Annotated in this window: 24 protein-coding genes; 7 read left to right on the top strand and 17 right to left on the bottom strand. The window is 62.9% G+C overall.

Annotated features, from left to right (window positions below; genetic code table 11):
- Nucleotides 1–47: 47 nt before the first annotated feature.
- Nucleotides 48–818 carry a trans-aconitate 2-methyltransferase gene (tam, locus tag AC1D05_RS07980; protein ID WP_477439787.1) on the bottom strand — a complete coding sequence of 257 codons (771 nt, stop codon included), beginning with the start codon at nucleotides 816–818 and terminating at the stop codon, nucleotides 48–50.
- A gap of 46 nt (nucleotides 819–864) precedes the next feature.
- On the bottom strand, nucleotides 865–2,514 hold the full coding sequence (gene ettA / locus AC1D05_RS07985) for an energy-dependent translational throttle protein EttA (protein WP_477439789.1): 1,650 nt from the start codon (nucleotides 2,512–2,514) through the stop codon (nucleotides 865–867).
- 257 nt (nucleotides 2,515–2,771) lie between these two features.
- Between ettA and AC1D05_RS07990 the strand changes: the two genes are divergently transcribed.
- Entirely contained in the window at nucleotides 2,772–4,058 is a 1,287-nt protein-coding gene (locus AC1D05_RS07990) for a GGDEF domain-containing protein (RefSeq protein ID WP_477439957.1), read from the top strand.
- A gap of 9 nt (nucleotides 4,059–4,067) precedes the next feature.
- On the opposite strand, the gene AC1D05_RS07995 is transcribed toward AC1D05_RS07990, so the two are convergent.
- A complete protein-coding gene (locus tag AC1D05_RS07995) occupies nucleotides 4,068–4,679 on the bottom strand; it encodes a hypothetical protein (protein ID WP_477439791.1) in 612 nt (203 codons plus the stop codon).
- A gap of 81 nt (nucleotides 4,680–4,760) precedes the next feature.
- Entirely contained in the window at nucleotides 4,761–5,768 is a 1,008-nt protein-coding gene (locus tag AC1D05_RS08000; protein ID WP_477439793.1) for a ribonuclease T2 family protein, read from the bottom strand.
- 185 nt (nucleotides 5,769–5,953) lie between these two features.
- Here AC1D05_RS08000 and AC1D05_RS08005 point away from each other — a divergent pair, with 185 nt between their 5' ends.
- From AC1D05_RS08005 to AC1D05_RS08015, 3 genes are all read left to right on the top strand, one after another.
- Entirely contained in the window at nucleotides 5,954–6,883 is a 930-nt protein-coding gene (locus AC1D05_RS08005; protein WP_477439795.1) for an alpha/beta fold hydrolase, read from the top strand.
- Nucleotides 6,884–6,987: 104 nt separating this feature from the next.
- Nucleotides 6,988–8,163, top strand: coding sequence for a CaiB/BaiF CoA transferase family protein (locus AC1D05_RS08010; RefSeq protein ID WP_477439797.1), 1,176 nt, complete (start codon nucleotides 6,988–6,990; stop codon nucleotides 8,161–8,163).
- Complete coding sequence (locus AC1D05_RS08015) at nucleotides 8,160–9,809, top strand: thiamine pyrophosphate-binding protein (protein ID WP_477439799.1); 1,650 nt, start codon at nucleotides 8,160–8,162, stop codon at nucleotides 9,807–9,809. The genes AC1D05_RS08010 and AC1D05_RS08015 overlap by 4 nt, the downstream gene beginning before the upstream one ends.
- A gap of 48 nt (nucleotides 9,810–9,857) precedes the next feature.
- On the opposite strand, the gene AC1D05_RS08020 is transcribed toward AC1D05_RS08015, so the two are convergent.
- Together AC1D05_RS08020 and AC1D05_RS08025 are read right to left on the bottom strand one after the other, a co-directional pair.
- Nucleotides 9,858–10,301, bottom strand: coding sequence for a CHRD domain-containing protein (locus AC1D05_RS08020; protein ID WP_477439801.1), 444 nt, complete (start codon nucleotides 10,299–10,301; stop codon nucleotides 9,858–9,860).
- A gap of 162 nt (nucleotides 10,302–10,463) precedes the next feature.
- The gene (locus AC1D05_RS08025) at nucleotides 10,464–11,747 is read right to left on the bottom strand and encodes a cystathionine gamma-synthase family protein (protein WP_477439803.1); all 1,284 of its coding nucleotides are present in this window, start codon (nucleotides 11,745–11,747) and stop codon (nucleotides 10,464–10,466) included.
- A 121-nt stretch (nucleotides 11,748–11,868) separates the two neighbouring features.
- Between AC1D05_RS08025 and AC1D05_RS08030 the strand changes: the two genes are divergently transcribed.
- The gene (locus AC1D05_RS08030; protein ID WP_027045952.1) at nucleotides 11,869–12,327 is read left to right on the top strand and encodes an Lrp/AsnC family transcriptional regulator; all 459 of its coding nucleotides are present in this window, start codon (nucleotides 11,869–11,871) and stop codon (nucleotides 12,325–12,327) included.
- 39 nt (nucleotides 12,328–12,366) lie between these two features.
- Here AC1D05_RS08030 and AC1D05_RS08035 read toward each other — a convergent pair whose 3' ends face one another.
- The 4 genes from AC1D05_RS08035 to AC1D05_RS08050 are packed head-to-tail and all read right to left on the bottom strand — an operon-like array spanning nucleotide 12,367 to nucleotide 16,211.
- Nucleotides 12,367–13,338: an ABC transporter substrate-binding protein gene (locus AC1D05_RS08035; protein WP_477439805.1), complete on the bottom strand. Its 972-nt coding sequence runs from the start codon at nucleotides 13,336–13,338 to the stop codon at nucleotides 12,367–12,369.
- A gap of 39 nt (nucleotides 13,339–13,377) precedes the next feature.
- Nucleotides 13,378–14,532 (bottom strand): ABC transporter permease, encoded by a 1,155-nt coding sequence (locus AC1D05_RS08040; protein WP_477439807.1) that lies wholly within the window; start codon nucleotides 14,530–14,532, stop codon nucleotides 13,378–13,380.
- Entirely contained in the window at nucleotides 14,529–15,407 is an 879-nt protein-coding gene (locus AC1D05_RS08045; RefSeq protein ID WP_477439809.1) for an ABC transporter permease, read from the bottom strand. The genes AC1D05_RS08040 and AC1D05_RS08045 overlap by 4 nt, the downstream gene beginning before the upstream one ends.
- Nucleotides 15,408–15,419: 12 nt before the next feature.
- Nucleotides 15,420–16,211, bottom strand: a complete 792-nt coding sequence (locus AC1D05_RS08050; protein WP_477439811.1) for an ABC transporter ATP-binding protein — start codon at nucleotides 16,209–16,211, stop codon at nucleotides 15,420–15,422.
- 128 nt (nucleotides 16,212–16,339) lie between these two features.
- Between AC1D05_RS08050 and AC1D05_RS08055 the strand changes: the two genes are divergently transcribed.
- Nucleotides 16,340–16,738 carry a cupin domain-containing protein gene (locus AC1D05_RS08055; RefSeq protein ID WP_477439813.1) on the top strand — a complete coding sequence of 133 codons (399 nt, stop codon included), beginning with the start codon at nucleotides 16,340–16,342 and terminating at the stop codon, nucleotides 16,736–16,738.
- Between the two features lie 17 nt (nucleotides 16,739–16,755).
- Here AC1D05_RS08055 and AC1D05_RS08060 read toward each other — a convergent pair whose 3' ends face one another.
- The 6 genes from AC1D05_RS08060 to aptA all read right to left on the bottom strand — a co-directional run bounded on the left by AC1D05_RS08060 (nucleotide 16,756) and on the right by aptA (nucleotide 22,181).
- Entirely contained in the window at nucleotides 16,756–17,133 is a 378-nt protein-coding gene (locus tag AC1D05_RS08060) for a hypothetical protein (RefSeq protein WP_477439815.1), read from the bottom strand.
- Between the two features lie 23 nt (nucleotides 17,134–17,156).
- Nucleotides 17,157–17,528, bottom strand: coding sequence for a hypothetical protein (locus AC1D05_RS08065; RefSeq protein WP_477439817.1), 372 nt, complete (start codon nucleotides 17,526–17,528; stop codon nucleotides 17,157–17,159).
- 2 nt (nucleotides 17,529–17,530) lie between these two features.
- On the bottom strand, nucleotides 17,531–18,982 hold the full coding sequence (gene hydA, locus AC1D05_RS08070; protein WP_477439819.1) for a dihydropyrimidinase: 1,452 nt from the start codon (nucleotides 18,980–18,982) through the stop codon (nucleotides 17,531–17,533).
- A 66-nt stretch (nucleotides 18,983–19,048) separates the two neighbouring features.
- Nucleotides 19,049–20,299 (bottom strand): Zn-dependent hydrolase, encoded by a 1,251-nt coding sequence (locus tag AC1D05_RS08075; protein WP_477439821.1) that lies wholly within the window; start codon nucleotides 20,297–20,299, stop codon nucleotides 19,049–19,051.
- Nucleotides 20,300–20,740, bottom strand: coding sequence for an endonuclease domain-containing protein (locus AC1D05_RS08080; RefSeq protein WP_477439823.1), 441 nt, complete (start codon nucleotides 20,738–20,740; stop codon nucleotides 20,300–20,302).
- A 112-nt stretch (nucleotides 20,741–20,852) separates the two neighbouring features.
- Nucleotides 20,853–22,181, bottom strand: a complete 1,329-nt coding sequence (aptA, locus tag AC1D05_RS08085) for an omega-aminotransferase AptA (RefSeq protein WP_464609806.1) — start codon at nucleotides 22,179–22,181, stop codon at nucleotides 20,853–20,855.
- Between the two features lie 227 nt (nucleotides 22,182–22,408).
- Here aptA and AC1D05_RS08090 point away from each other — a divergent pair, with 227 nt between their 5' ends.
- Nucleotides 22,409–23,044 (top strand): TetR family transcriptional regulator C-terminal domain-containing protein, encoded by a 636-nt coding sequence (locus AC1D05_RS08090; RefSeq protein WP_477439825.1) that lies wholly within the window; start codon nucleotides 22,409–22,411, stop codon nucleotides 23,042–23,044.
- 16 nt (nucleotides 23,045–23,060) lie between these two features.
- Here the strand turns inward: AC1D05_RS08090 and AC1D05_RS08095 are convergent, their stop codons facing one another.
- A complete protein-coding gene (locus AC1D05_RS08095; protein WP_477439827.1) occupies nucleotides 23,061–23,933 on the bottom strand; it encodes a helix-turn-helix transcriptional regulator in 873 nt (290 codons plus the stop codon).
- Nucleotides 23,934–24,002 lie beyond the last annotated feature (69 nt).

A 24,002-nucleotide genomic window follows, 5' to 3' on the forward strand; every position in this document is an offset into this window, starting at 1 on the left:
GGGTCAAGCAGCGGCAACCTGCTGCTGGCGAAGTGGGTAATTCTTTCCTAGCCAGCCCGCTTGGCGACAATGAAAATCCGGGGAAAGCGCAGCAAGACTTTGCCGTTCGCGGTCTTCGGATAGGCTTGTTTGATCTTGGCGGTGTAGCTGTCGAGGAACAGCTTGCGCTCGTCGGCCTCCAGCGGATCGAGGAAAGGCTTCAGCCCCGTCGACTTCACCCATTCGACGATTGCCTCGGCGTCAGCCAAGGGATGATTGTAGGCCGTGTGCCAGATATCCAGCCGGTCGGAGAGCGGTGACAGCAGGTCATAATAGAACGACACTGGCGGCAACGGCCCACGCGCCGCGCCCGCCATCTTTGCAGCGAAGGGCATTTCGGCCGCGGTCTCGCGCATCACCTGATGCGAAGGCTCAAGCAGATTGTCAGGCATCTGAACGGCCAGCGCACCACCAGGCGTCAGAAAGCCCATCAGCCGCTGAAACACTGCCGGATGGGTGGGCAGCCATTGGAACACCGCATTGGCGAAGATCACATTGACCGGCTCGGCCGGCTGCCATTTCGATGCATCGGCGAGATCGAAGGTCACGTTGGGCAGGCGCGCCCTCGCCTTTTCGATCATGTCGGGAGAGGTGTCGAAGCCGCTCACCGCGGCATCCGGCCAGCGCTCGACCAGAAGCTCGGTCGAATTGCCAGGCCCACAGCCGATGTCGACGACCCGGCGCGGAAAATCGACCGGCACCTGTGCCACCAAGTCACGCGCGGGCCGCGTGCGCTCATCCTCGAATTTCAGATATTGGGCGGCGGACCAATCAGCCATTTGAGCTCCTCATATCGCCTTGAGAATCGCCGCCCCGGTTTGTCCCTTACCGCGTCAGCCTCTTGTAGGTCATGCGGTGCGGGTTGACGGCTTCGGGCCCGAGCCGGCGGATCTTGTCCTGCTCGTAATCCTCGAAATTGCCCTCGAACCATTCGACATGGCTGTCGCCCTCGAAGGCGAGGATGTGCGTCGCCAGACGATCGAGGAACATGCGATCGTGCGAGATGATGACCGCGCAGCCGCCGAAATTTTCCAGCGCATCTTCGAGTGCCGCCAGTGTTTCCGTGTCAAGATCGTTGGTCGGTTCGTCGAGCAGCAGCACATTGCCGCCGGTCTTCAGCATCTTGGCCAGGTGCACGCGATTGCGCTGGCCGCCGGAGAGATTGCCGACCTTCTGCTGCTGGTCGCCGCCGCGGAAGTTGAACGACGCGCAATAGGCGCGGGTGTTGGCCTCGAACTTGCCGAGCTTGACCACTTCGGCGCCGCCCGAAATTTCTTCCCAGACGGTCTTCGACGGATCGAGCGCATCGCGGCTCTGGTCGACATAGCCGAGCTTGACCGTCTCGCCGACGCGGACGGTGCCGGCATCGGGCTTTTCCTGGCCGGTGATCATGCGGAACAGCGTCGTCTTGCCGGCGCCGTTCGGGCCGATGACGCCGACGATGCCGCCCGGCGGCAGCTTGAATTCCAGTCCGTCGATCAGCAGCGTATCGCCGAAGCCCTTCGACAGGCCGTCGACCTCGATCACCACATTGCCGAGCCGCTCACCGTGCGGAATGACGATCTGCGTATCGCTCGGGCGCCGCTTGTCGGCGGCATCCAGCAGGTCCTGGAAGGCCTGGATACGTGCCTTGGACTTGGTCTGGCGGGCCTTCGGGCTCGACTGGATCCACTCGCGCTCGCGGCCGATGGCGCGCTGGCGGGCATCGTCCTCGCGGCCTTCCTGCTTGAGGCGCTTGGCCTTGGCTTCGAGGTACTTGGTGTAGTTGCCCTCATAGGGGATGCCGCGGCCGCGATCGAGCTCGAGGATCCAGCCGGTGACATTGTCGAGGAAGTAGCGATCGTGGGTGATGATCATCACGGCGCCAGGATAGGCGCGCAGATGCTTTTCCAGCCACGCCGTGGTTTCGGCATCGAGATGGTTGGTCGGCTCGTCGAGCAGCAGAAGATCAGGCTGGCGCAGCAGAAGCTGGCAAAGCGCGACGCGGCGGCGCTCGCCGCCTGAAAGCTTGGTGACTTCCGAATCCTTGGGCGGGCAGCCCAGCGCTTCCATCGCCATCTCGACCTGCTGTTCGAGATCCCACAGGTTCAGCCGGTCCATCTCATCCTGGAGCTTGGCCGACTCGTCGGCCGTCTCGTCGGAGTAGTTCATCATCAATTCGTTGTAGCGCTCGATGATGGCGGTCTTGGCGGCGACGCCTTCCATGATGTTCTCGAACACCGTCTTGTTCGCGTCGAGCGCCGGCTCCTGCGCCAGGTAGCCGACGGTGGCGCCTTCGGCGAGCCACGCCTCGCCGCTCCACTCCTTGTCGAGCCCGGCCATGATCTTGAGGATCGTCGACTTGCCGGCGCCGTTGGGGCCGAGAATGCCGATCTTGGCATCGGGATAGAAGGACAGATGAACGTTCTCGAGCACCTTCTTGGTGCCATAGGCCTTGTTGAGGCCGGCCATGTGATAGATGAACTGGCGTGCCACGCGCGCTTTTCCCTGAAAAATGACTGGATTTGTCGAATTGAATGGAGGTTGGCCGCTATGTAGGCGATGCGGCGGCGAACGGCAATCGCTTTTGCCGCTTCAGTTCGGGCACACGGGGAAGTGTTCGCCGAACGACGACGTTTTTCCACCGGTCAAGGGGCCGCTGAAATCTCCGGTTAACCCTTCCGCGTCAAAACAGGATCGGGGTGGAATCGCTGGATTATCGCGATTTCGAGCGAGAGATCGGATCGACGGCAGTGCTGAACAGTTTCCTGCTCCTTGCCGAAGCGGTCGTCTACTTCAGCGTCATGGTGACGCTTTTCCGGTTCCGCAAGCGCATTGGCCTCGGCGTCTTCGTCTGCGCGCTCGGCGTCATGCATTTCCTGGAAACCTATCTCGCCAGCGTTTTTTACGTCGCGCTGCCGTTCGGCTTGGTCTCGCCGGGCTCGGCGGTGCTGTTTTCAGGCAAGCTGGTGATGCTGCTCCTGCTCTACATCAAGGAGGACGCCGCCACCGTGCGCCAGCCGATCTACGGCCTGCTGCTAGGCAATGCGCTGATGATCGGACTGGTGCTGCTGTTGCGCCTGCACGCGATCGCGCCGCTCCCCGACGGCAAGCTCCCCGACATCGGCTTCATCGACGAGATGGGCTGGCTGATGGTGTGGGGCACGACACTGCTCTTCATCGACGCCATCCTGATCATCCTGCTCTATGAAAAGCTTGGGCGGTATTTGCGCCAGGCGCAGTTCGCGCGCATCCTGATTTGCGTCGCCTGCGTGCTGACCTTCGACCAGGTGGGCTTCTTCACCGCGCTGCATTTCGTCGCCGGCGCGCCGATCGCCGTCTTCTTCGGCGGCTGGTTCGCCAAGATGGCGGCGGCGCTGACCTTCAGCGCAATGCTTGTCGCCTACCTCAAATGGTTCGAGGCCCGCGACATTCCGCTGCCGCGTGGGCTGACCGACATCTTCGAAACCCTGACCTATCGCGAGCGCTATGAAGCGCTGGTCGAACATGTCGGCCGCGACGGCCTGACCGGCCTGCTGCATCGCGGGCGCTTCGACGCCGACGGTGAGGCTGCCGTCGAGGTCAGCCTGCGCACGGCGAGGCCCCTCAGCCTGCTGATCATCGATGTCGATCATTTCAAGTCGATCAACGACCGTTTCGGCCATGCCGAGGGCGATAAGGTGCTGAAAGCGGTCGCAAGCCTGCTTCGCGAAGTGGCGAGCGCCGAGGACCAGGTGTTCCGGATCGGCGGCGAGGAATTCGCCGTCCTGAGTTCGCGTCCGCATCCGGTCGCCAGGTTGTTTGGCGAAAGCATCCGCTACGCGGTCAAGGCATCGACCGTGACCAGCCGCTTCGAACTGACCGTCAGCGCCGGTGTTTCAACCGTCGGCGAAACGACGCGCTGCCTTGCCGACCTGTTCGCGCTCGCCGACCAGCGCCTCTACAAGGCGAAGTCGACCGGGCGTGATCGCGTCGTCGGCGAACCAGGCGGCTACGAGCCCGACGCCGCCATCGCCTGGACCAAGTCGGCGCAGATCTAGTTCGTTTGGCTACGACTTTCTCTGTCGCGCAATGCCTGTAAACGTCGAGACCGCCATCAGCACGATCGCCAGCCATTTCAGCGCCGTGATGATCGGCCCAGCCTGGATGTCATAGGCGATGAACAAAAGAATGCCCGGCACCAGCAGGCCGCACATGATCAGCATGATGCGGTTGATCTGCCAGGACACTTTTGACGCCAGCGCCTCATCGCCGGCATCGGGCACCAGCGCCGCGCGCAAAGTCTTGCCGCCCACCAGCATGGCCGAGATGCGCATCGAGATCGGCAGGCCGAACCCGATGATGAGGAACGCGCAGGCAGCGAGCAGCATCGAGAACTTCAGCGCGCTGGTTTCGGCCGGTATCGGAAACAGCAATGTCGCCAGCGGCAGGAAGACGCCGAAAATGCCGAGCGCGGCGATGGTGATGAAGATGGCCGCGTTGACCATCGTGAACAGCTGATAAGTGCCGGCGCCGATCGGCTCGGACAGCGTGCGCATACGCGCCCACTCGGCATCGCTGTAGGAAAAGCCCGGCCATTCCATCCGGGCATTGTTGATCGAAACCATGCCCTTGGCCCAGAAAGCCAGCCGTGCCAGCGCACTGCCTGTCACATCCCCCATCGCCATCCCCGTCGAATGATGTCGCCCCACCCTAACACCGCGCCATGGCGCAACGACAGCCCGTTACCGGACCCGCTACACTTACTGGAACCCGATCGCGTCAACGGTGCCTGTCGGGCAGCCGGCCTTGTTGGTCGGCACCGAGGCGAGCAGCAGGTCCTTGAGCGAAGAGTTCGGGCCGATCGGACCGGCAAGGCCGAGCGTCAGTTCGCCGATCAGCCGCCGGCCGCTCGAAGGATCGATGACGCAGGACACCCGCACGCGGTCCCCTGCCCCAGCGCCGAAAGCCTGGTCGAAGGCGCCACGGATCTGGTCCGCCGTCAGCTTGCCGCCAATGGTCTTGGCGAAGAGATCGCGCACCGGCGAGGCGTTGACCTGTCGCATTAGGCCGAGCGCGTCGGAAAAATACTCCTGCTGGCTCTTGCCGTAGCAGGTGCCATGCTTGATCCATTCATGCCGTTCCAGCTGGGAGGCTGTGCCTGGCATCACCTGATCGAGTTCCTTGCGGGTGCCGGCGTCCAGATTGACCGGTGGCAGGTCCTTCCAGTGGGCCGGATTGTCGTTGGTCTTGTCGCTTGCCGCCACCTGGCAATAGAAATTGCCGTTCGGCTGCGGCCACAGGCCGTGCAAGGTGAAATTGGTGGCGTCGAACTCGCTCGGGCTCTGCGCCTTGCATTCGGTCTTGTTCGACTTGGTCTCGCAGAAGGCCGGCTGCCAGCTCAGCGCGAAGACATATTCGGGTTTTCCCGAGGCGGCGGGCTTGCCTTGTCCGCCAGGTGCCGCCGGCACCGTCGCGGCACCGCTGCCCGACAGATGACCGCAGGTGACCTTCACCCAGCGCCGCTCCGGATCGGCGCCCGGCACCAGGATCAGATAATGCGTCGGCGCATCCTTGTTGCCGGCAAGCAGCTGGTAGCTCTGTCCGGCATCGGTCGAGACATTGCCGGGGTTCTTGCCGTTCTTGATGGCCTGCGTTGCCGGGCAGGCCGCGTCGGCAACGAAGGTGCCGCTCATTTTGACCTCGGCATGCGCAGCATTGGCCAGCGACATCGCCAGCATGGCCAATCCGAAAACGACACCAATGCGCATGAGAAATCCCCGGCTGAACAAAGTGGGCGACAGACTGTCTCTGTCTCCATGTCAGAATTGCGATATTTTGCGGGTCAAACGCAAGAAACATCGTCGCGCAAAAGCAGTTGCTGTGGATTGACGCCAAACCGGGGTCGGCGCAAACAAAGCCAACAACGATAAAATGAGGGAGAGACCAGGCGGCCATGCCCTTTAATCAACAACGCATGGTCCGCTCACCGACCGGTGCCGACCTCAACCTCTATGTGAAACAGGCGGTGGGCAAGCCACGCGCCGTCGTCCAGATCAATCACGGCCTGGCCGAACACGCCGCGCGCTATGCCCGCTTTGCCGATTTTCTCTCGGCGCGCGGCTTCCACACCTATGTCCACGACCATCGCGGTCATGGCGCGACCAAGGCCTCTGACGCACCGCTCGGCAGATTCGCCGACAAGGATGGTCCGGCCAAGGTGATCGCCGATGTCGATGCCATCCACGATCTCATCGCCCGCGAGTGCCCGGACCTCCCGGTCATCCTCTTCGGTCACTCGATGGGCGCGTCGGTGGCGCTGAACTACCTTTTGAGCCATTCGCCACGCGTCCATGCCGCCGCGATCTGGAACGGCAATTTTTCGCAAGGCCTGCTTGGGCAGGTGGCGCTCGGCGTCCTCGCCTGGGAACGCATGCGGCTGGGCTCGGATGTGCCGTCGCGCCTGCTGCCGAAACTCACCTTCCAGGCCTGGGGCAAGGCGGTGCCCAACCACCGCACGCTGTTCGACTGGCTGTCGCGCGACGAGGCCGAGGTGGCGAAATACATCGCCGATCCGCTGTGCGGCTGGGATGCTTCTATCTCGATGTGGCGCGACGTGGTCTCGATGGCGCTGAACGGCGGCAAGGATGCTGGTTTTGCCGGCGTCCGTCGCGACATTCCGGTCGCCATTATTGGCGGCGAGAAAGACCCCGCCTCGGACTATGGCAAGGGCATCACCCATCTCGCCAATCGCATGCGCAAGATGGGCTTTTCGAATCTGGTTTCAAAGGTTTACGCCGACACCCGCCACGAAAGCCTGAACGAAGTGAACCGCGACATCATCATGGGCGATTTCGCCGCCTGGGCCGACGGCATTCTGAAATAACGCCCCCTATCCATCGCAAACCGGCCCTTTGGCCCATCGCAAGGGCCGTGACAGCAGCACAAGGTGTTGATAGAGGCTGCGGTTCCGACCAATTCTGGTGATTTATGGCCGAACCTCCCCTGACAGGCGTCCGCGTCGTCGAACTCGCCCGCATCCTGGCCGGGCCCTGGGCCGGGCAATTGCTTGCCGATCTCGGCGCCGATGTCATCAAGGTCGAAAGCCCCGATGGCGGCGACGACACCCGCAAATGGGGACCGCCGTTCGTCATGAGCCATGACGGCGAGAACCTGTCGGCCGCCTACTACCATTCCTGCAATCGCGGCAAGCGCTCCATCGCCATCGATTTCTCGACACCAGAGGGTGCGGAAACCATCCGCCGGCTGGTCGCGACGGCGGATGTGCTGATCGAGAACTTCAAGCTCGGTGGCTTGAAGAAATACGGGCTCGACTATGACAGCCTGCGCAAGATCAACCCGCGTCTTGTCTACTGCTCGATCACCGGTTTCGGCCAGGATGGCCCCTACGCACCACGCGCCGGTTACGACTTCATCATCCAGGCCATGGCCGGCATGATGTCGATCACCGGTGAGGTCGGGCGCGAACCGCAAAAGGCCGGCGTCGCCATCTCGGACATCTTCACCGGCCTCTATTCCGTCATCGCCATCCAGGCCGCGTTGCGCCATGCCGACCAGACCGGCGAAGGCCAGCATATCGACATGGCGCTGTTCGACACGCAGATCTCGGCGCTCGGCAACCAGAACCTCAACTATCTCGTCTCCGGCAAGTCGCCGGTGCAGATGGGCAATGCGCACATGAACATCGCCCCTTACGAGGTGGTATCGGTCAGGGACGGACACATCATCCTGGCGGTCGGCAATGACGGCCAGTTCGCCAAATTCTGCGCTGCCGTCGGGCTGGATGAACTGTCTGTAAATCCCGACTTTGCCACCAATCCGGCCCGGGTCGCCAACCGGGTCAAGCTGCGCGAGCATATGATCGAGGCGCTGAAAACCTTTGATCGTGACCCGCTGCTGGCAAAGCTCGAAGCGGCAAGCGTGCCGGCGAGCCCGATCAACACGATCGGCCAGATGTTCGCCGACCCGCAGACGATCGCGCGCGGCATGCGGCTCGACCTCGACGACGGCCACGGCAATCTTCTGCCGTCGGTGCGCGCGCCGATGGTGATGTCTGAAACACCGCTCGTCTATGAGCGCCCCTCGCCGCGCCTGGGCGAGCACACTGACGAAATCCTTGCCGAATTGGAGAGATCAGCGAAATGAAGACCGGTGGACAACTGATCGTCGACGCGCTGGAAGCGAACGGCACCGACCGCATCTTTTGCGTGCCCGGCGAATCCTACCTCGCGGTGCTCGATGCGCTGCACGATTCCAAAATCCGCACCATCGTCTGCCGCCAGGAAGGCGGTGCGGCGATGATGGCGGACTGCCAGGGCCGGCTGACCGGCAAGCCCGGCATCTGCTTCGTCACCCGCGGCCCCGGCGCCACCAACGCGTCAGCGGGCATCCACATCGCTATGCAGGACTCGATACCCGTCATCCTGTTCATCGGCCAGGTCGCCAGCCACGCCAAGGAGCGCGAGGCCTTCCAGGAAGTGGACTACAAGAGGTTCTTTGGCGACATCGCCAAATGGGTGGTCGAGATCGACGACGCCGCGCGCATCCCGGAACTCGTCACCCGCGCCTTCGCGGTGGCGACATCGGGCCGCCCCGGCCCGGTGGTCATTTCACTGCCCGAGGACATGCTGACCAGCGTGGTCGAAGCACCGGCTGCCTTGCCGCACACCCCGGTCGAAACCCGGCCGGGCGAAGCCGAACTCGATGCGCTGGAGAAACTGCTGGCCGGTGCGAAACGCCCCTTTGTCATCCTCGGCGGCACGCGCTGGGATGCCGATGCCGTGGCACGGATGCGCGCGATCGCGGAGGCGTGGTCGCTGCCGGTTGGCTGTTCTTTCCGTCGCCAGATGCTGTTTGATCATTTGCATCCCAACTATGCCGGCGATGTCGGCATCGGCATCAACCCGAAGCTGGCCACCGCCATCAAGCAGGCCGACCTCGTTTTGTTGATCGGTGGCCGCATGGGCGAGATGCCTTCCTCGGACTACACGCTGCTGAAAAGCCCCTATCCCGACCAGACGCTGGTGCATGTCCATGCCGACGCCGGCGAACTCGGCCGCGTCTACCGGCCGGCGCTGGCGATCAACGCCTCACCTTCCGCCTTTGTCGAAGCCTTTGCCAAGCGCAAGCCGGCCTCGGCGCCGAGTTGGGCGGACGAAACAGCCAAACTGCACGCCGCCTATCTCGACTGGTCGACACCGCCGGAAAGCGGCCCCGGCCCGGTCCATATGGGACCGATCATGAACTATCTGGAAAAGGTGCTGCCCGACGACGCCATCCTCACCAATGGCGCCGGCAACTACGCCACCTGGGTGCATCGCTTCCACCGCTCCCGCCGCTTTGCCACGCAAGCAGCGCCGACCTCCGGCTCGATGGGCTATGGCACGCCGGCGGCGGTCGCCGCCAAGGCGCTTTATCCGGATCGCACCGTGGTTGCCTTTGCCGGCGATGGCTGCTTCCTGATGAACGGTCAGGAGTTCGCCACCGCCGTGCAATATGACCTGCCGATCATCGTCATCGTCGTCAACAACGGCATCTACGGCACCATCCGCATGCACCAGGAGCGCGAATATCCCGGCCGCGTCGTCGCTACGGATCTCAAAAACCCCGACTTCGCATCGCTGGCCCGCGCCTATGGCGGCCATGGCGAAACGGTCGAAAAGACAGCCGATTTCGCGCCGGCCTTCGAGCGAGCCCGCGCCAGCGGCAAGCCGGCCATCGTCGAGATCAGGCTCGACCCGGAGGCGATCACGCCGACACGGACGATGACGCAGATCCGCGACAAGGCGTGATCCAAAAAAGGGGCGGTCTCCCGCCCCTTTTTCTCAACGCGTTTTGGGCTATTTCACCGCCTCGATCTGGCCGCGAATCTCGCCGTCCTTGTTGGCGGCGGTGTGGACGTTGACATAATAGTTGCCGGCCGCCAGGTCAGCGGCTTGCGCGTCCGTCAGCTCGGCCGAACCCTTGATCGGGCTCTTCAGCTTGCCCTTGAACGGAATGACGGGGCCGGCGTTCGCACCCATCGCCGCCGGGCCATGAATGTGCGCTGCCGTTGCCGGTCCGCTCAGGCCGGAATATTTGACGTTCCAGCTGAGCTTCTTCCTGGTGGTGTCGAAGGTGAACGTGGCGGTGCCTTTGCCCTTGGTGGTGACGGGCGGGTTCTGCTGGGCGCCATCGAGCGTTGCCTTGTACTTCACCACTTCGGCCATGGCCGGGGATGCGAGCAGGAAAGCGGTCGAAATGGCCAGCGCCGAAAATACCGGCAGGAAAGAATGTGTGCGCATAAAGAACCTCCGATTGGCTGTCGCATGGGTCACGGTCCCCCGACGCGCGCATGCTCCAACGCAACGGCTGGGCGGCGCAATGTTTCCCTGCACACGTTTTTGTGACTGGGAAAACATTGAAAAGGGCGATCGACCGCCCTTTCCCTCTTCCAGAGGGAGCCGTCAGACCGCCGCCAGTGCCTGCGTCAGGTCAGCGATCAGGTCGTCCGGATGCTCGACACCGATCGACAGCCTGACCGTGGTCTCCAGCACGCCGATGCGCTGTCGCACGTCGAAGGGAATGCCGGAGTGGGTCATCGCCGCCGGATGGCTGGCGAGCGACTCCGTGCCGCCGAGGCTCACCGCAAGCTTGAAGATCTGCAGGGCGTTGAGGAAGGCGAAAGCCGCCTTCTCTCCGCCTCTGATGTCGAACGAGAAGGTCGAACCGGCACCGCTGCATTGCCTGATATAGGCGCGCCCCGCCGGCGTCTCCTCGCCCAGGAACGGCAGATAATGCACCTTCCCGACCTTGGCATGATCGCGCAGGAATTCGGCGACCAGGCGTGCATTGTCGTTGGCCCGCTCCATGCGGATCGACAGCGTCTCCAGCGAGCGGCCGAGCATCCAGCAGGAATGCGGATCGAGCTGCGTGCCGATGGCGCCGCGCAACGCCTTGATCGGCTTGGTGACCGCCTTGCTGCCCATGGCGGCACCGGCGATCAGGTCGGAGTGGCCGCCGACATATTTGGTCAGCGAATAGACGGAGACATCGGCGCCATGCTCGATCGGCCGCTGGAAAACCGGGCCGAGCAGCGTGTTGTCGCAGACGATGATCGGTGTCGAACCTTGGCTCGCGCCGATCTCATCGGCGATCGTCCGCATCAGCGCGATGTCGACCAGGCTGTTGGTCGGGTTTGACGGCGTCTCGATCAGGATGACCGAAACGCGCCCTTTGGCAACCGCGGCATCGGCCGCCGTCCGTACCGCCTTCTCGTCGACACCATCGGCGAAGCCGACAGCACCAATACCGAAGCCGGACAGCGTGCGCGTCAACAGCGTCTCGGTGCCGCCGTAAAGCGGCTGCGAGTGCAGGATGACGTCGCCCGGGCGGGCATAGGCGAGCAGTGTCGTGGCGATCGCCGACATGCCCGATGAAAACAGGATGCAGGCATCCGTCCCCTCATAGATCGCCAGCCGGTCCTCGACGATCTCGCTGTTGGGATGGTTGAAGCGCGAATAGACCAGCCCTGACGCCGTGCCGCTCGGCGGCTCCTTGCGGCCGGACGTGTAATCGAAGAAGTCGCGCCCCTCTTCCGCCGATTTGAACACGAAAGTCGAGGTCAGGAACACTGGCGGCTTGACGGCACCCTCGGAAAGCTGCGGATCGAAGCCATAGCTCAGCATCAGCGTCTCCGGATGGAGCTTGTGGTTGCCGATATGGGTTTTCGACGGACGTGGCGCGGTCATGGCTTTTCCTGCGTTCGAGGGATATCGCGCCGCAATTTATGCGATCCTGATCAGCCAGTCCTTGCTATTCTTGGGCTCGCATGGCTGCATGCGAGCAACAAATTGCCGAGAGAGAGCGAAAGTGCAGCAGAAGATAGCCGACGATTTTGACCTCAAGATATTGCGCGAATTGCGTGCGGACGCCCGCATCACCAACAACGAGCTCGCCGAGCGCATTGGCCTGTCGCCGTCGCCGTGCCTCCGACGCGTGCGGCGGCTGGAGGAGACCGGCGTCATCAGGGGCTACACAACGCTGGTCGATCCCGCCGCCTTCGGCTGGAGCATGGTCGCCATCGCCACCATCCGGCTCAGCCGGCAGAACGAGGACGAGATCGTCATGTTCGAGGACGCGATCCGCGGCTGGGAAGAGGTGCTGGAGTGCCACCTCGTCACCGGTTCGCGCGACTATGTGCTGAAGGTGGTGACAGGCAGCCTCGAACAATACGAGCGCTTCATCAAGGAGAAGATCGCGCGGCTGAAATGCGTCGCCTCGATCGAAACCAGCTTCGTCATGAACACCATAAAGGAACGGCGCCTCTAAAGGCGCCGTTCCCGAAGTCAGGATATTTGCCGGTCAGACTTACTTGACCGCCTTGTCGGTGATCGCGGTGGTGTAGGCGCCTTTCGGCTCCTTGGTGATGATCTTCTGGTCGAGCAGCGCCTTGGCGGTGCGCTCGTAGGTCGCCGGGTCGAGCTTGCCGTCGGCATTGTCGACCAGCTTGGCGACTTCGCTCATCATCCGCTTCTGGTGGTTCTCGTCCTGGCCACCGCCATCCATGACGATGCCAGCGGCTTCGTCATTGTTGTCGATGGCGTATTTCCAGCCCTTCATCGAAGCGCGCACGAAACGCACCATCTTGTCGGCGAAGGCCGGGTCCTTGAGCTTGTCTTCGGACGCGTAGAGCCCGTCCTCGAGCAGGTCGTTGCCCATCGCCGAGTAATTGAACACGGTCAGCTGTTCCGGCTTGTAGCCGGCGTCGATCAACTGCCAGTACTCGTTGTAGGTCATGACCGAGATGCAATCGGCCTGCTTCTGGATCAGCGGCTGCACGTCGAAGCTCTGCTTGAGGACGGTGACGCCGTCCGGGCCGCCGTCGGTCTTGAGGCCAAGCTTGTTCATCCAGGCGTAGAACGGATATTCGTTGCCGAAGAACCAGACGCCGAGCGTATGGCCCTTGAAATCGGCTTCGGTCTTGATCGGGCCATCCTTCGGGCAGACCAGTTCCATGCCGGCCTTCTTGAACGGCTGGGCGATGTTGACCAGTGGCACGCCCTTTTCGCGCGCGGCCAGCGCACCGCCCATCCAGTCGACGATGACATCGGCGCCGCCACCGGCGATCACCTGCTCGGGCGCAATGTCCGGGCCGCCCGGCTTGATGTCGACGTCGAGGCCTTCGGCCTCATAGAAACCCTTGGCCTTGGCAACATAGTAGCCGGCAAACTGGGCCTGCGTGACCCATTTCAACTGCAACGTCACCTTGTCGGCGGCCATTGCCTGGAAGGCGGCCAGCGACATCGCGCCGGCCAGAACGGGAATAACAAGTCTTTTCATTTTTCTACCCTCTGAAGTTAGTGCCCTAAACCCACCGCCCTATCCACCACGGACAGAGGGATGCCAAAACGTGACGGCTCTTTCGACAAGAGCGACCACGCCATAAAAGACCGAACCCGCAAGTGCTGCAACTGCGATTTCGGCCCAGACCATGTCGATGTTCATCCGCCCGACCTCGGTCGAGATGCGGAAGCCCATGCCGACGACGGGCGTGCCGAAGAACTCGGCGACGATGGCGCCGATCAGCGCTAGCGTCGAGTTGATCTTCAGCGCGTTGAAGATGAAAGGCGCCGCGGCCGGTAGCCTGAGCTTCAGCAGCGTCTGCCAATAGCCCGACGCATAGGTGCGCATCAGGTCGCGCTCCATATGGCCTGAGGCGGACAGCCCGGCCACCGTATTCACCAGCATCGGGAAGAAGGTCATGATGATGACGACAGCCGCCTTGGACTGCCAGTCGAAACCGAACCACATCACCATGATCGGCGCCACGCCGATGATCGGCAGCGCCGAGACCATGTTGCCGATTGGCAAGAGCCCGCGCCGCAGGAACGGCACGCGATCGGCAAGCACCGCGGTGATGAAGCCGGCACCGCTGCCGACGACATAACCGAAGATCACCGCCTTGAAGATGGTCTGCCGCACATCGGCGCCAAGCACCGGCAGCGAACCGGCGATGCGCGCGCCGATGGCGCTGGGCGGCGGCAACAGGATGAAGGGAATGCCGGCGCCCCGCGTCACCGCTTCCCAGATGATCAGGATCCAGGCGCCGAAGATGGCCGGGATGATGAGCCGAAGGGCGGTCCGTTCCCAGTTCGCCATCGGCCGAAGTCCCGACAGCACCGCAACGCAGCGCCAACCGAGCAACCATGCCGCCGCGAGCAGCAGGAAATACGGCGCCCGTGCCTGACCTTCGAAGCCAGCGATGCCACCAATCAAGAGCCAGGCCACCAGATGCGCGCCGATGAAAAGCACGACGGCTTCGACGATGGACGGCATTCTGGCCATGGAGATCAAAGCAGCGAGAAGCAGCACGGCGAAGATCAGCCAGCTTGTAGCGGCATAGGGATAGATCAACGTCCCGGCAGGCTGCGCCAGCGGATCCACCTTTGGCGCGGCGATCGCGCCAAGCGCAAGTCCGGCCAGGCACAGCACGATGGCCAGCGCCGCTTGCCAGGAAGGTTTCAGCCAGTTCATGCCGGTCTCCCGCCCATGGCGCGGTCGACGAGGCGACCGGCAATGCCGACCACCATGACCAGAAGTGCGGCCACGATCGAACCGGCGACCAGCGCCGACCAGATGTCGATCGACTGGCTATAATAGGCGCCGGCGAGCAGCTTGGCACCGATGCCCGCGACCGCACCGGTCGGCAGTTCGCCGACAATGGCGCCGACCAGGCTTGCCGCCACCGCTACCTTCATCGAGGTGAACAGGAACGGCACCGAGGCCGGCACGCGCAGCTTCCAGAAGGTCTGCGAGGCACTGGCATTGTAGGTGTGCATCAGGTCGAGATGCATGATCTCGGGCGAGCGCAGCCCCTTCACCATGCCGACCGTCACCGGGAAGAACGACAGATAGGTCGAGATCATCGCCTTCGGGATCAGCCCGGTGATGCCGACCGCCGCCAAAACCACAATGATCATCGGCGCCACCGCCAAAATGGGGATGGTCTGCGAGGCGATGATCCACGGCATCAGGCTGCGGTCGAGCGTCGCCACATGCACGATCCCCACCGCGATGATGATGCCGAGCGCGGTGCCGAAGGCGAAGCCGAGCAGCGTCGACGACAGTGTCACCCAGGCGTTGTAGACGAGGCTGCGGTTCGAATTGATGGGCCGCAGGAATGTGTTCTCGAAGAAGTTCACCGCCACCTGGTGCGGCGCCGGCAGCGTCGGCTTGGGCTGCGACAGCGTCTTGCCGATGAGCTCGCTGAACGTGGAGGTCTCGTTGGCGCGGCGGTCGAGGTCGCGCTGGAACGGCGTGTTGAGGATGACGGCGAAGACGTACCAAAGGATAACGACGCCCAACAGGATCGATGTCACCGGGACGAGCTTGTCGCGGAAGGTGTCCATCAGCAGGCCGCCTCAATCATCATAGCTGTGCCCTGCCCTCAAGCCATCACGTACCCTGGCCGCGATCGCCAAAAACTCCGGCGTCTCGCGGATGTCGAGTGGCCTTTCCTTCGGCAGCGTCGATTCGATGATGTCGCTGACCCGGCCCGGACGCGGCGACATGACGACGATGCGCGTCGACAGATACACGGCTTCCGGAATGGAGTGGGTGACGAAGCATATCGTCTTGTTCGTCCGCCCCCACAATTCCAGCAATTGCTCGTTGAGGTGGTCGCGCACGATCTCGTCCAGCGCGCCGAACGGCTCGTCCATCAAAAGCAGGTCAGCGTCGAAGGCCAGAGCGCGGGCGATCGAGGCGCGCTGCTGCATACCGCCCGACAGCTGCCAGGGATATTTCTTCTCGAAGCCCAAGAGGTTGACGAGGTCGAGCGTGCGCTTGATGCGCTCCGCCTGCTCCGCCCCGGACAGACCCATGATCTCCAGCGGCAGCCCGACATTGCGCTCGATCGTGCGCCAGGGAAACAGGGCGGCCGCCTGGAAGACGTAGCCATAGGCGCGTTTCTCGCGCGCCTGTTCGGGCGTCATGCCGTTGACCGAGATCGTGCCCGAGGTCGGCTTCTCCAGGTCGGCGATGACGCGCAGCAGCGTGGTCTTGCCGCAGCCAGACGGCCCGATGAAGGAGACGAACTCCCCCTTGCCGATCGTCAGGTCGACATTGGACAGCGCCTGCACCGGCCCGTCATTGGTCTGGAAGGTGAGGCCCAGTTTGCTTGCCGCGACGACGGCTGGCGAAGTCCCGGTCATCGGCTACAGCCTGCCTGGTCCCGCCCCTGCGCCGGCCGGATTCCGATTGCTTTTATCGCGATGTTGTTTTCCACTCGCCCAGTCCCATTGGTCTTTGTCCCACTCAATCGACGCCCGGAGTTTCCCCGATGTCGCCCACTTGTCATCTTATCCGCCCTGAAAGCACTTATGAAGGCAAGCAGGGTTTGACCTATTTCGCCGGCATCGCCACCGAGTCGGTCGGCTCTTCCGGCATCTGCATGCATGTGCTGACCATGCCGCCCGGCGCCCGCGCCAAGGCGCATCTGCATGAGAACCACGAAACGGCGATCTACGTGCTCTCCGGCGAGGTCCATACCTGGTATGGCGACCGGCTCGAGCACCACATCGTCGTCAAGGCCGGCGACCTCTTCTACATTCCGGCCGGCGTTCCGCATCTGCCGGCCAATCTGAGCAACGCCCCGTCCTCGGCCGTCATTGCCCGCACCGACCCCAACGAACAGGAAAGCGTCGTCCTGCTGCCGGAACTGGATGCGCTGGTCGCCTGACGCTGACGGGATCGCCGTCATTTGCACCGCGCAACTTCTCCCATGACGTTGCCATCTTCGTCGGTGATCGTCAGCTTCTTGGCATTTTTGGCGCTGTGCTTGATGGTGAACTTGGTCGGCGCCTGTCCCTCTTCGCCTTCCGCCTCACATGTTGCTGTCGCCACCAGCGATCCGTCAGCCTGCGCTTGCGTCTTCGTGAACGTGCAGGCGCTGGCGGCGGTGATCAATTCCTTGTCGGTCAAAAGCAGCATCTGATCGGCGGCGACTTCCTGGCCGTTGCGGTTGATGCAGCCATATTTGTCGCCATAGGGTTTCGACAGATCGATGCCTGCCGCGAAAGCCTGGCCAGCAGCCAAGACGACAACCATCGCAACAGACAGACTAAAACCACGCATGCTCATTCCCCCATTGCCCAACGTTAAGAACATGATTGCAGCGGCCCCAGTTCCTCAAGGCCGGGAATGGTCACGAAGAAGCCATCCGCACCCTTGTTGGTGACCAGAATTGTTTCGATCGTCGTCCCCGCCTCGCCCTCGGCGGAACAGGTCGAACGCAGAGATTGCGTACCCGGCACTGAGGTCAACTGCTGCTCGAAGCGGCAACCGCTGCCATAGGTCTCGATGCCTTCCGCGGTCAGCAGGATATAGGCATCGCTGTCCTGATACCCGGCCTTGACGCCGGCACAGCCGACATCATTGCCCCAGGAACCGGCCAGCACCCCGGCCGCACTTGCCGGACCACCGGCAACAGTAGCCAGGACCAACGAGATGAGCGCGGCCAAACGCGCCAAGCTCAGACCCCGGTCGCCGGAATGCCTGACCGTTCCACCTTGCGCGGCGCGGTGATGTCTTTCCACGTCGACAGCGCCCGGTTGACCGCCGCGTTCGGCTCGCGGCCGACGAATTGGCCATGGCCGGGCTTGGCCTTCACCTCGGCTTCCTCGATCGACAGTTCGCCGCGCGAAAACACAAAGCGCGGCAGGCCGGTCACTTCGAAGCCTTCGAAGACATTGTAGTCGATGACCGACTGCTGCTTCTTCGAGGTGATGGTTTTCTTGCGCTTCGGATCCCATACGACGATGTCGGCGTCGGCGCCTTCGACGATGGCGCCCTTCTTCGGGTACATGTTGAGGATCTTGGCGATGTTGGTCGAGGTCACAGCGACGAACTCGTTCATCGTCAGCCGGCCGGTGTTGACGCCCGTGGTCCACAGAACCGGCAACCGGTCTTCCAGACCGCCGGTGCCGTTGGGGATCTTGGTGAAGTCGCCGACGCCGTTGCGCTTCTGCTTGGTGGTGAAGGCGCAATGGTCGGTCGCCACCACTTGCAGCGATCCTGCCTGCAGGCCGGCCCACAGCGAATCCTGATGCAATTTATTGCGGAAGGGTGGGCTCATCACGCGGCGCGCCGCATGATCCCAGTCCTTGTTGAAATATTCGCTTTCATCGAGCGTCAAATGCTGGACCAACGGCTCGCCGAACACGCGCATGCCCTTCTGCCGTGCTCGGCGGATGGCCTCGTGCGCCTGCTCGCAGGAGACATGCACGACGTAGAGCGGCACACCGGCCATGTCGGCGATCATGATGGCACGGTTCGTCGCCTCGCCTTCCACTTCAGGGGGACGCGAATAGGCGTGGCCCTCGGGGCCGTTGTTGCCGGCGGCGAGCAGCTTCTGCGAGAGTGCTGCAACCACGTCGCCGTTCTCGGCATGCACCAAAGGCAGCGCGCCAAGATCGGCGCAGCGTTGGAACGACGCGTACATCTCGTCGTCATCGACCATCAGCGCGCCCTTGTAGGCCATGAAGTGCTTGAACGAGGTGATGCCCTTGTCGACGACAGTGGCCATCTCGTCGAACACCTGCTTTCCCCACCAGGTGATCGCCATGTGGAAGGAATAGTCGCAGGCAGCTTTCGACGTCTTGTTGTCCCACATCTGCAGGGCCTCTAGCAGCGACTGCTGCGGAGCCGGCAGGCAGAAATCGACCACCATCGTCGTGCCGCCGGCAAGGGCGGCACGCGTGCCGGATTCGAAGTCGTCTGCCGAATAGGTGCCCATGAACGGCATTTCGAGATGGGTATGCGGATCGATACCGCCGGGCATGACATAGCAGCCGGTGGCGTCGTACTCATGGTCGCCATGCAGATCCGAACCGATGGCGACGATCTTGCCGTGGCTGAACAGCACGTCGGCTTTCCAGCTGCGGTCGGCGGTGACGACGGTGCCGTTCTTGATGACTTTGGTCATTTTCTTGTTCCCTTTGTTCTCTTCGCGCTTCTTTACGAGCGGCGTTTGGAAGGTAAATCTCTAAGCTCACTCCACGATGACAGCCGTCTCCACCACCGCATGGAACAACACATCGGCACCCGCCGAAGCCCATTCCTTGGAGATCTCTTCAGCCTCGTTGTGTGACAACCCGTCAACGCAGGGACACATCACCATGGCGGTCGGCGCGACACGGTTGATCCAGCAGGCGTCGTGGCCCGCACCCGAGACGATGTTGCGGTGCGTATAGCCGAGGCGGTCGGCAGCATCGCGGATCGCCTTGACGCAACCGGCGTCGAAGGTGACCGGATCGAACGCGCCGACCTGTTCGACCTTGTACTGGATGTCGAGCGCCTCGCAGATCGTGTCGATGCCTTCGCGGATGCGGCCATCCATCGCGTCCAGCACTTCCTTCTCCGGCGAGCGGATGTCGATGGTGAAGACGGTGCGGCCGGCGATGATGTTGCGCGAATTGGGAAACACTTCCATGTGGCCGACCGCGCCGACGGCGTCGGGCTGGTAGTCCATGGCGATCTCGTGCACCAGTTCGATGACGCGGGCCATGCCAAGCCCGGCATTGCGGCGCTTGGGCATCGGCGTCGAGCCGGTATGCGCTTCCTTGCCGGTCAGCGTCACCTGCAGCCATTTCAGGCCCTGGCCGTGGGTGACGACACCAATGTCAATGTCTTCATCTTCCAGAATAGGACCCTGCTCGATATGCAGTTCGAAGAAGGCGTGGATCTTGCGGTCGCCAACCTTCTCGGTGCCCTTCCAGCCGATACGCTCCAGCTCTTCGCCGAATTTCTTGCCCTGCTTGTCGGTGTGCTCGTAGACATCGGCCTGCTCAAGCACGCCGGCGAACACGCCGGATGCCATCATCGCCGGGGCAAAACGCGAGCCTTCCTCGTTGGTCCAGTTGGTCACGACGATCGGATGTTTGGTCTTGATGCCGAGATCGTTGAGCGAACGCACGACTTCCAGCCCGCCGAGAACGCCGAGCACGCCGTCATACTTGCCGCCGGTCGGCTGCGTATCGAGATGGCTGCCGACATAGACCGGCGGCAGGCTGGGATCGGTGCCTTCGCGGCGAGCAAACATCGTGCCCATCTCGTCGAGGCCCATTTCGAGCCCGGCGGCCTCGCACCAGCGCTTGAACAGATGCCGGCCCTCGCCATCCTCATCGGTCACGGTCTGGCGATTGTTGCCGCCGGCAATGCCGGGGCCGATCTTCGCCATCTCCATGATGGAATCCCACAAACGGTCTGAATTGATTCGCAAATTCTCGCCGGGCGCGGCCATTCAAAACCTCTCCAATTGCGCGGCGTCCCCCTCCCCCTCGAGGGGAGGGTGGCCGCGAAGCGGTCGGGTGGGGTCGCCTGACCTAAGCTCGACCTTCCCCTTGACCACCTGCGCGACATGCCACGCGCTGTTTATGACATCGGGCTCGTCAACGCGAAAGATATCGAACCCGAGCGAACGCAGATAGGCATCGCGAACGGCGTCGTGCCGTTTGCCCTTTTCGTGTTCGTGCAGATCGCCATCCACCTCGACCACCAGCTTCACACCGAAGCAGGCGAAGTCGACGATATATGGCCCGATTGGGCACTGACGGCGAAACTTTATGCCGATCGATTTCAGGTCCCGCAGTTCATACCACAGCAGGGATTCGCCCTTGGTCGCGTGAACTCGAAGCGCACGCGCCTTCTGGCGCATTTCGAAGCTCACGCGGGTACGGGGCATCAGGGGCGGCCTCGCGGCAAAAGATCAGGTCGGCGCCCGGTCGCACCGACCCCACCCGACCGCTTCGCGGCCACCCTCCCCTCGAGGGGGAGGGATATCCGCGCCCAGTTTGTCAATCGATCGACCTCAGCACTTCACGCACATGGTCGATCAACTCGTTGATCTGGCCCTTGGTGATAATCAGCGGCGGCGACAGCGCGATGATGTCGCCGGTGGTGCGGATCAGCGCGCCGCGCTCGAACGCCTTGACGAAGGCCGAGAAGGCCCGCTTGGTCGGGCTGCCGGCGATCGGCGCCAGCTCGATCGCGCCGATCAGGCCGATGTTCCTGATGTCGATGACATGCGGCTCATCCTTCAGCGAGTGCAGCGCATCTTCCCAATAGGGCGCCAGTTCCTCACCACGGGTGAGCAGGCCCTCTTCCTTGTAGGTGTCGAGCGTGCCGAGTGCCGCCGCACACGCAATCGGATTGCCCGAATAGGTGTAGCCGTGGAAAAACTCGATCATGTGCTCGGGGCCGGTCATGAAGGCGTCGTGGATTTCCTTCTTCACGAACACCGCGCCCATCGGGATGACGCCGTTGGAGACGCCCTTGGCGGTGGTCATGATGTCGGGCGTGACGCCGAAATAATCGGCGGCGAATGGCGCGCCGAGACGGCCGAAACCGGTGATGACCTCGTCGAAAATCAGCAGGATGCCGTGCTTGGTGCAGATTTCGCGCAGCTTCTGCAGATAGCCCTTGGGCGGCAGGATGACGCCGGTGGAGCCGGCGACCGGCTCGACGATGACGGCGGCGATGGTCGAGGCATCATGCAGGGCGACGATGCGCTCCAGCTCGTTGGCGAGCTCCGCGCCATATTCCGGCACGCCCTTGGAGAAGGCGTTCTTCTCCGGCAAATGCGTGTGCGGCATATGGTCGACGCCGCCGAGCAGCGTGCCAAACATCTTGCGGTTGGTGACGATGCCGCCGACCGAGATGCCGCCGAAATTGACGCCGTGATAGCCGCGTTCGCGGCCGATCAGGCGGGTACGCGAGCCCTCGCCCTTCACGCGGTGATAGGCGATCGCCATCTTCAGCGCGGTCTCGACCGATTCCGAACCGGAATTGGTGAAGAAGACGTGGTCCATGCCCTTGGGCGCGAGGTCGACCAGGCGGTTGGCCAGTTCGAAGACGATCGGATGGCCCATCTGGAAGGCCGGCGCGTAGTCGAGTTCGGCGGCCTGGTGCTGGATCGCCTCGGTGATCTTCGGCCGGCAATGGCCGGCATTGACGCACCACAGGCCGGCGGTGCCGTCCAGCACCTTGCGGCCATCGCTGGTCGTGTAATGCATGTCCTTGGCGGACACGAACATGCGTGGCGCCTGCTTGAACTGCCGGTTTGCCGTGAACGGCATCCAGAATGCGCTGAGATCGTTCGGCGTGACTTTCAGCCGGTTGGACATGACCAAGACTTCCCCTTGTAAACTGTTTCGGTGCGTCCAACGCTTGGTCTTTGCCGCGCTTTCATGCTACGCAAATTTTTGACCGATTGGACAAACGTTAGCACCGCCCTGTCGGCGGTCAAGGGATTACTAGCGGAAATGCGGCTCCTGAAGTGCGTTCCACAGGCTAGGGAAAAACTGGTCCAGAGAATTGGTCCAGATGACCACCAACATAAGGGGTCGCAAAGGTGAACACCGGCACGGACGCCCCTCGCCGCACCCGCATTCAGCAGGAAAAGCGCGAGCTGATCCTGGAGGCAGCACTCGAAGTGTTCTCCACCAACGGCTTCCGCGGTTCGACCATCGACCAGATCGCCGAAGCCGCCGGCATGTCGAAGCCCAACCTGCTCTATTACTTCCGCCGCAAGGAAGACATTCACGAGACGCTGATGCAGCGCTTGCTCGACACCTGGCTGGCTCCGCTCAGGGAACTCGACGACATCGGCGACCCCATGACCGAACTCAGGAGCTACATCAGGCGCAAGCTCGAAATGGCGCGCGACTTTCCGCGCGAGAGCCGCCTGTTCGCCAACGAGATCCTGCAAGGCGCGCCGCGCATCATGCCGCTGCTGGCCGGCGAGCTGAAGACACTGGTCGACGAGAAGGCCGCCGTCATCAAGGGCTGGATGCGTGCCGGCAAGATTGCCAGGACCGATCCCTGGCACCTGATCTTCTCGATCTGGGCGACGACGCAGCATTATGCCGATTTCGACGTCCAGGTCCGCGCCGTGCTCGGGCCGAACCGCGGCGGCGACGGCCGCTTCGAGGACGCTGCGAGGTTCCTCGAGCAATTGTTCCTTGAAGGGCTGAAGCCAAAGCCCTGATCGCTGCCGCGACGGCTCAGGCGCTGCGCCGCTCGGCCGGCAGCGCGTCCAGCAAGGACTGCAGCTTGGCGATCGAGTTCTGCTCGGCGAGCGGCGTGTAGACGATCAGCTTCATGTCCGAGCCGTCATCGATCGACAGGCTCATATGCTCGAACACCATCGCGCCGGCTGTGGGGTGGCGCAGATGCTTCATGCCGGACAGGCGGTGCACCACATCGCGCTGCGGCCACCATTCACGGAACTCGGGACTTGAGCGCATCATCAGCGCGATCAGCCGCTCGAAATCCGGATCGCCGACATATTTCGCGCTCTCGGCACGAAACGCGGCAAGGGTTGCACGTGCCAGCTGCTCCCAGTCGACCAGCAAATGCCGCCGGTGCGGATCGGTGAACACGCCGTGGATGATGTTGCGGGCGTCGCCCTCGAGTTGGCCGTAATCGCCGAAAATGGCAACGGCTCCGTCATTCCAGGCCAGCACGTCCCAACGTGGGCCGACGACATAGGCGGGCTGCAGGACAAGGCTTTGCAGCATGTGCAGCAGGGGACCTTCGACCTTTCCAGCCGCGATACGCCGCCGCTCGGGCTGCTGGCGGCCGGCAAGCGTGAACAAATGCCGCTTCTCCGCGGCGTCGAGGCGCAGCGCCCCGCATAGCGCCGTCAGCACCTCCGCGGAAGGCCTGACATCCCTGCCCTGTTCCAACCAGGTGTACCAGGTGGTGCCGACGCCGGCGATCATCGCCACCTCTTCGCGACGCAGGCCCGGCGTGCGCCGCCTGAGACCGGTCGTGATACCGGTTGCCGAGGGCGTCAGCCTTTCGCGGCGCGAGCGCAGGAAAGCACCGAGCTCGCGCCGGCGGCTGTCTTCAGCGGAATGTGTGGGAGCATCCATGCCGCCTATTATAGCAGTACTGATACCAGGATAAAGTTTGAACTGTTTGAGCCCTCTCGGACACGCCAT

Source organism: Mesorhizobium sp. P2_E9, from assembly GCF_056403815.1.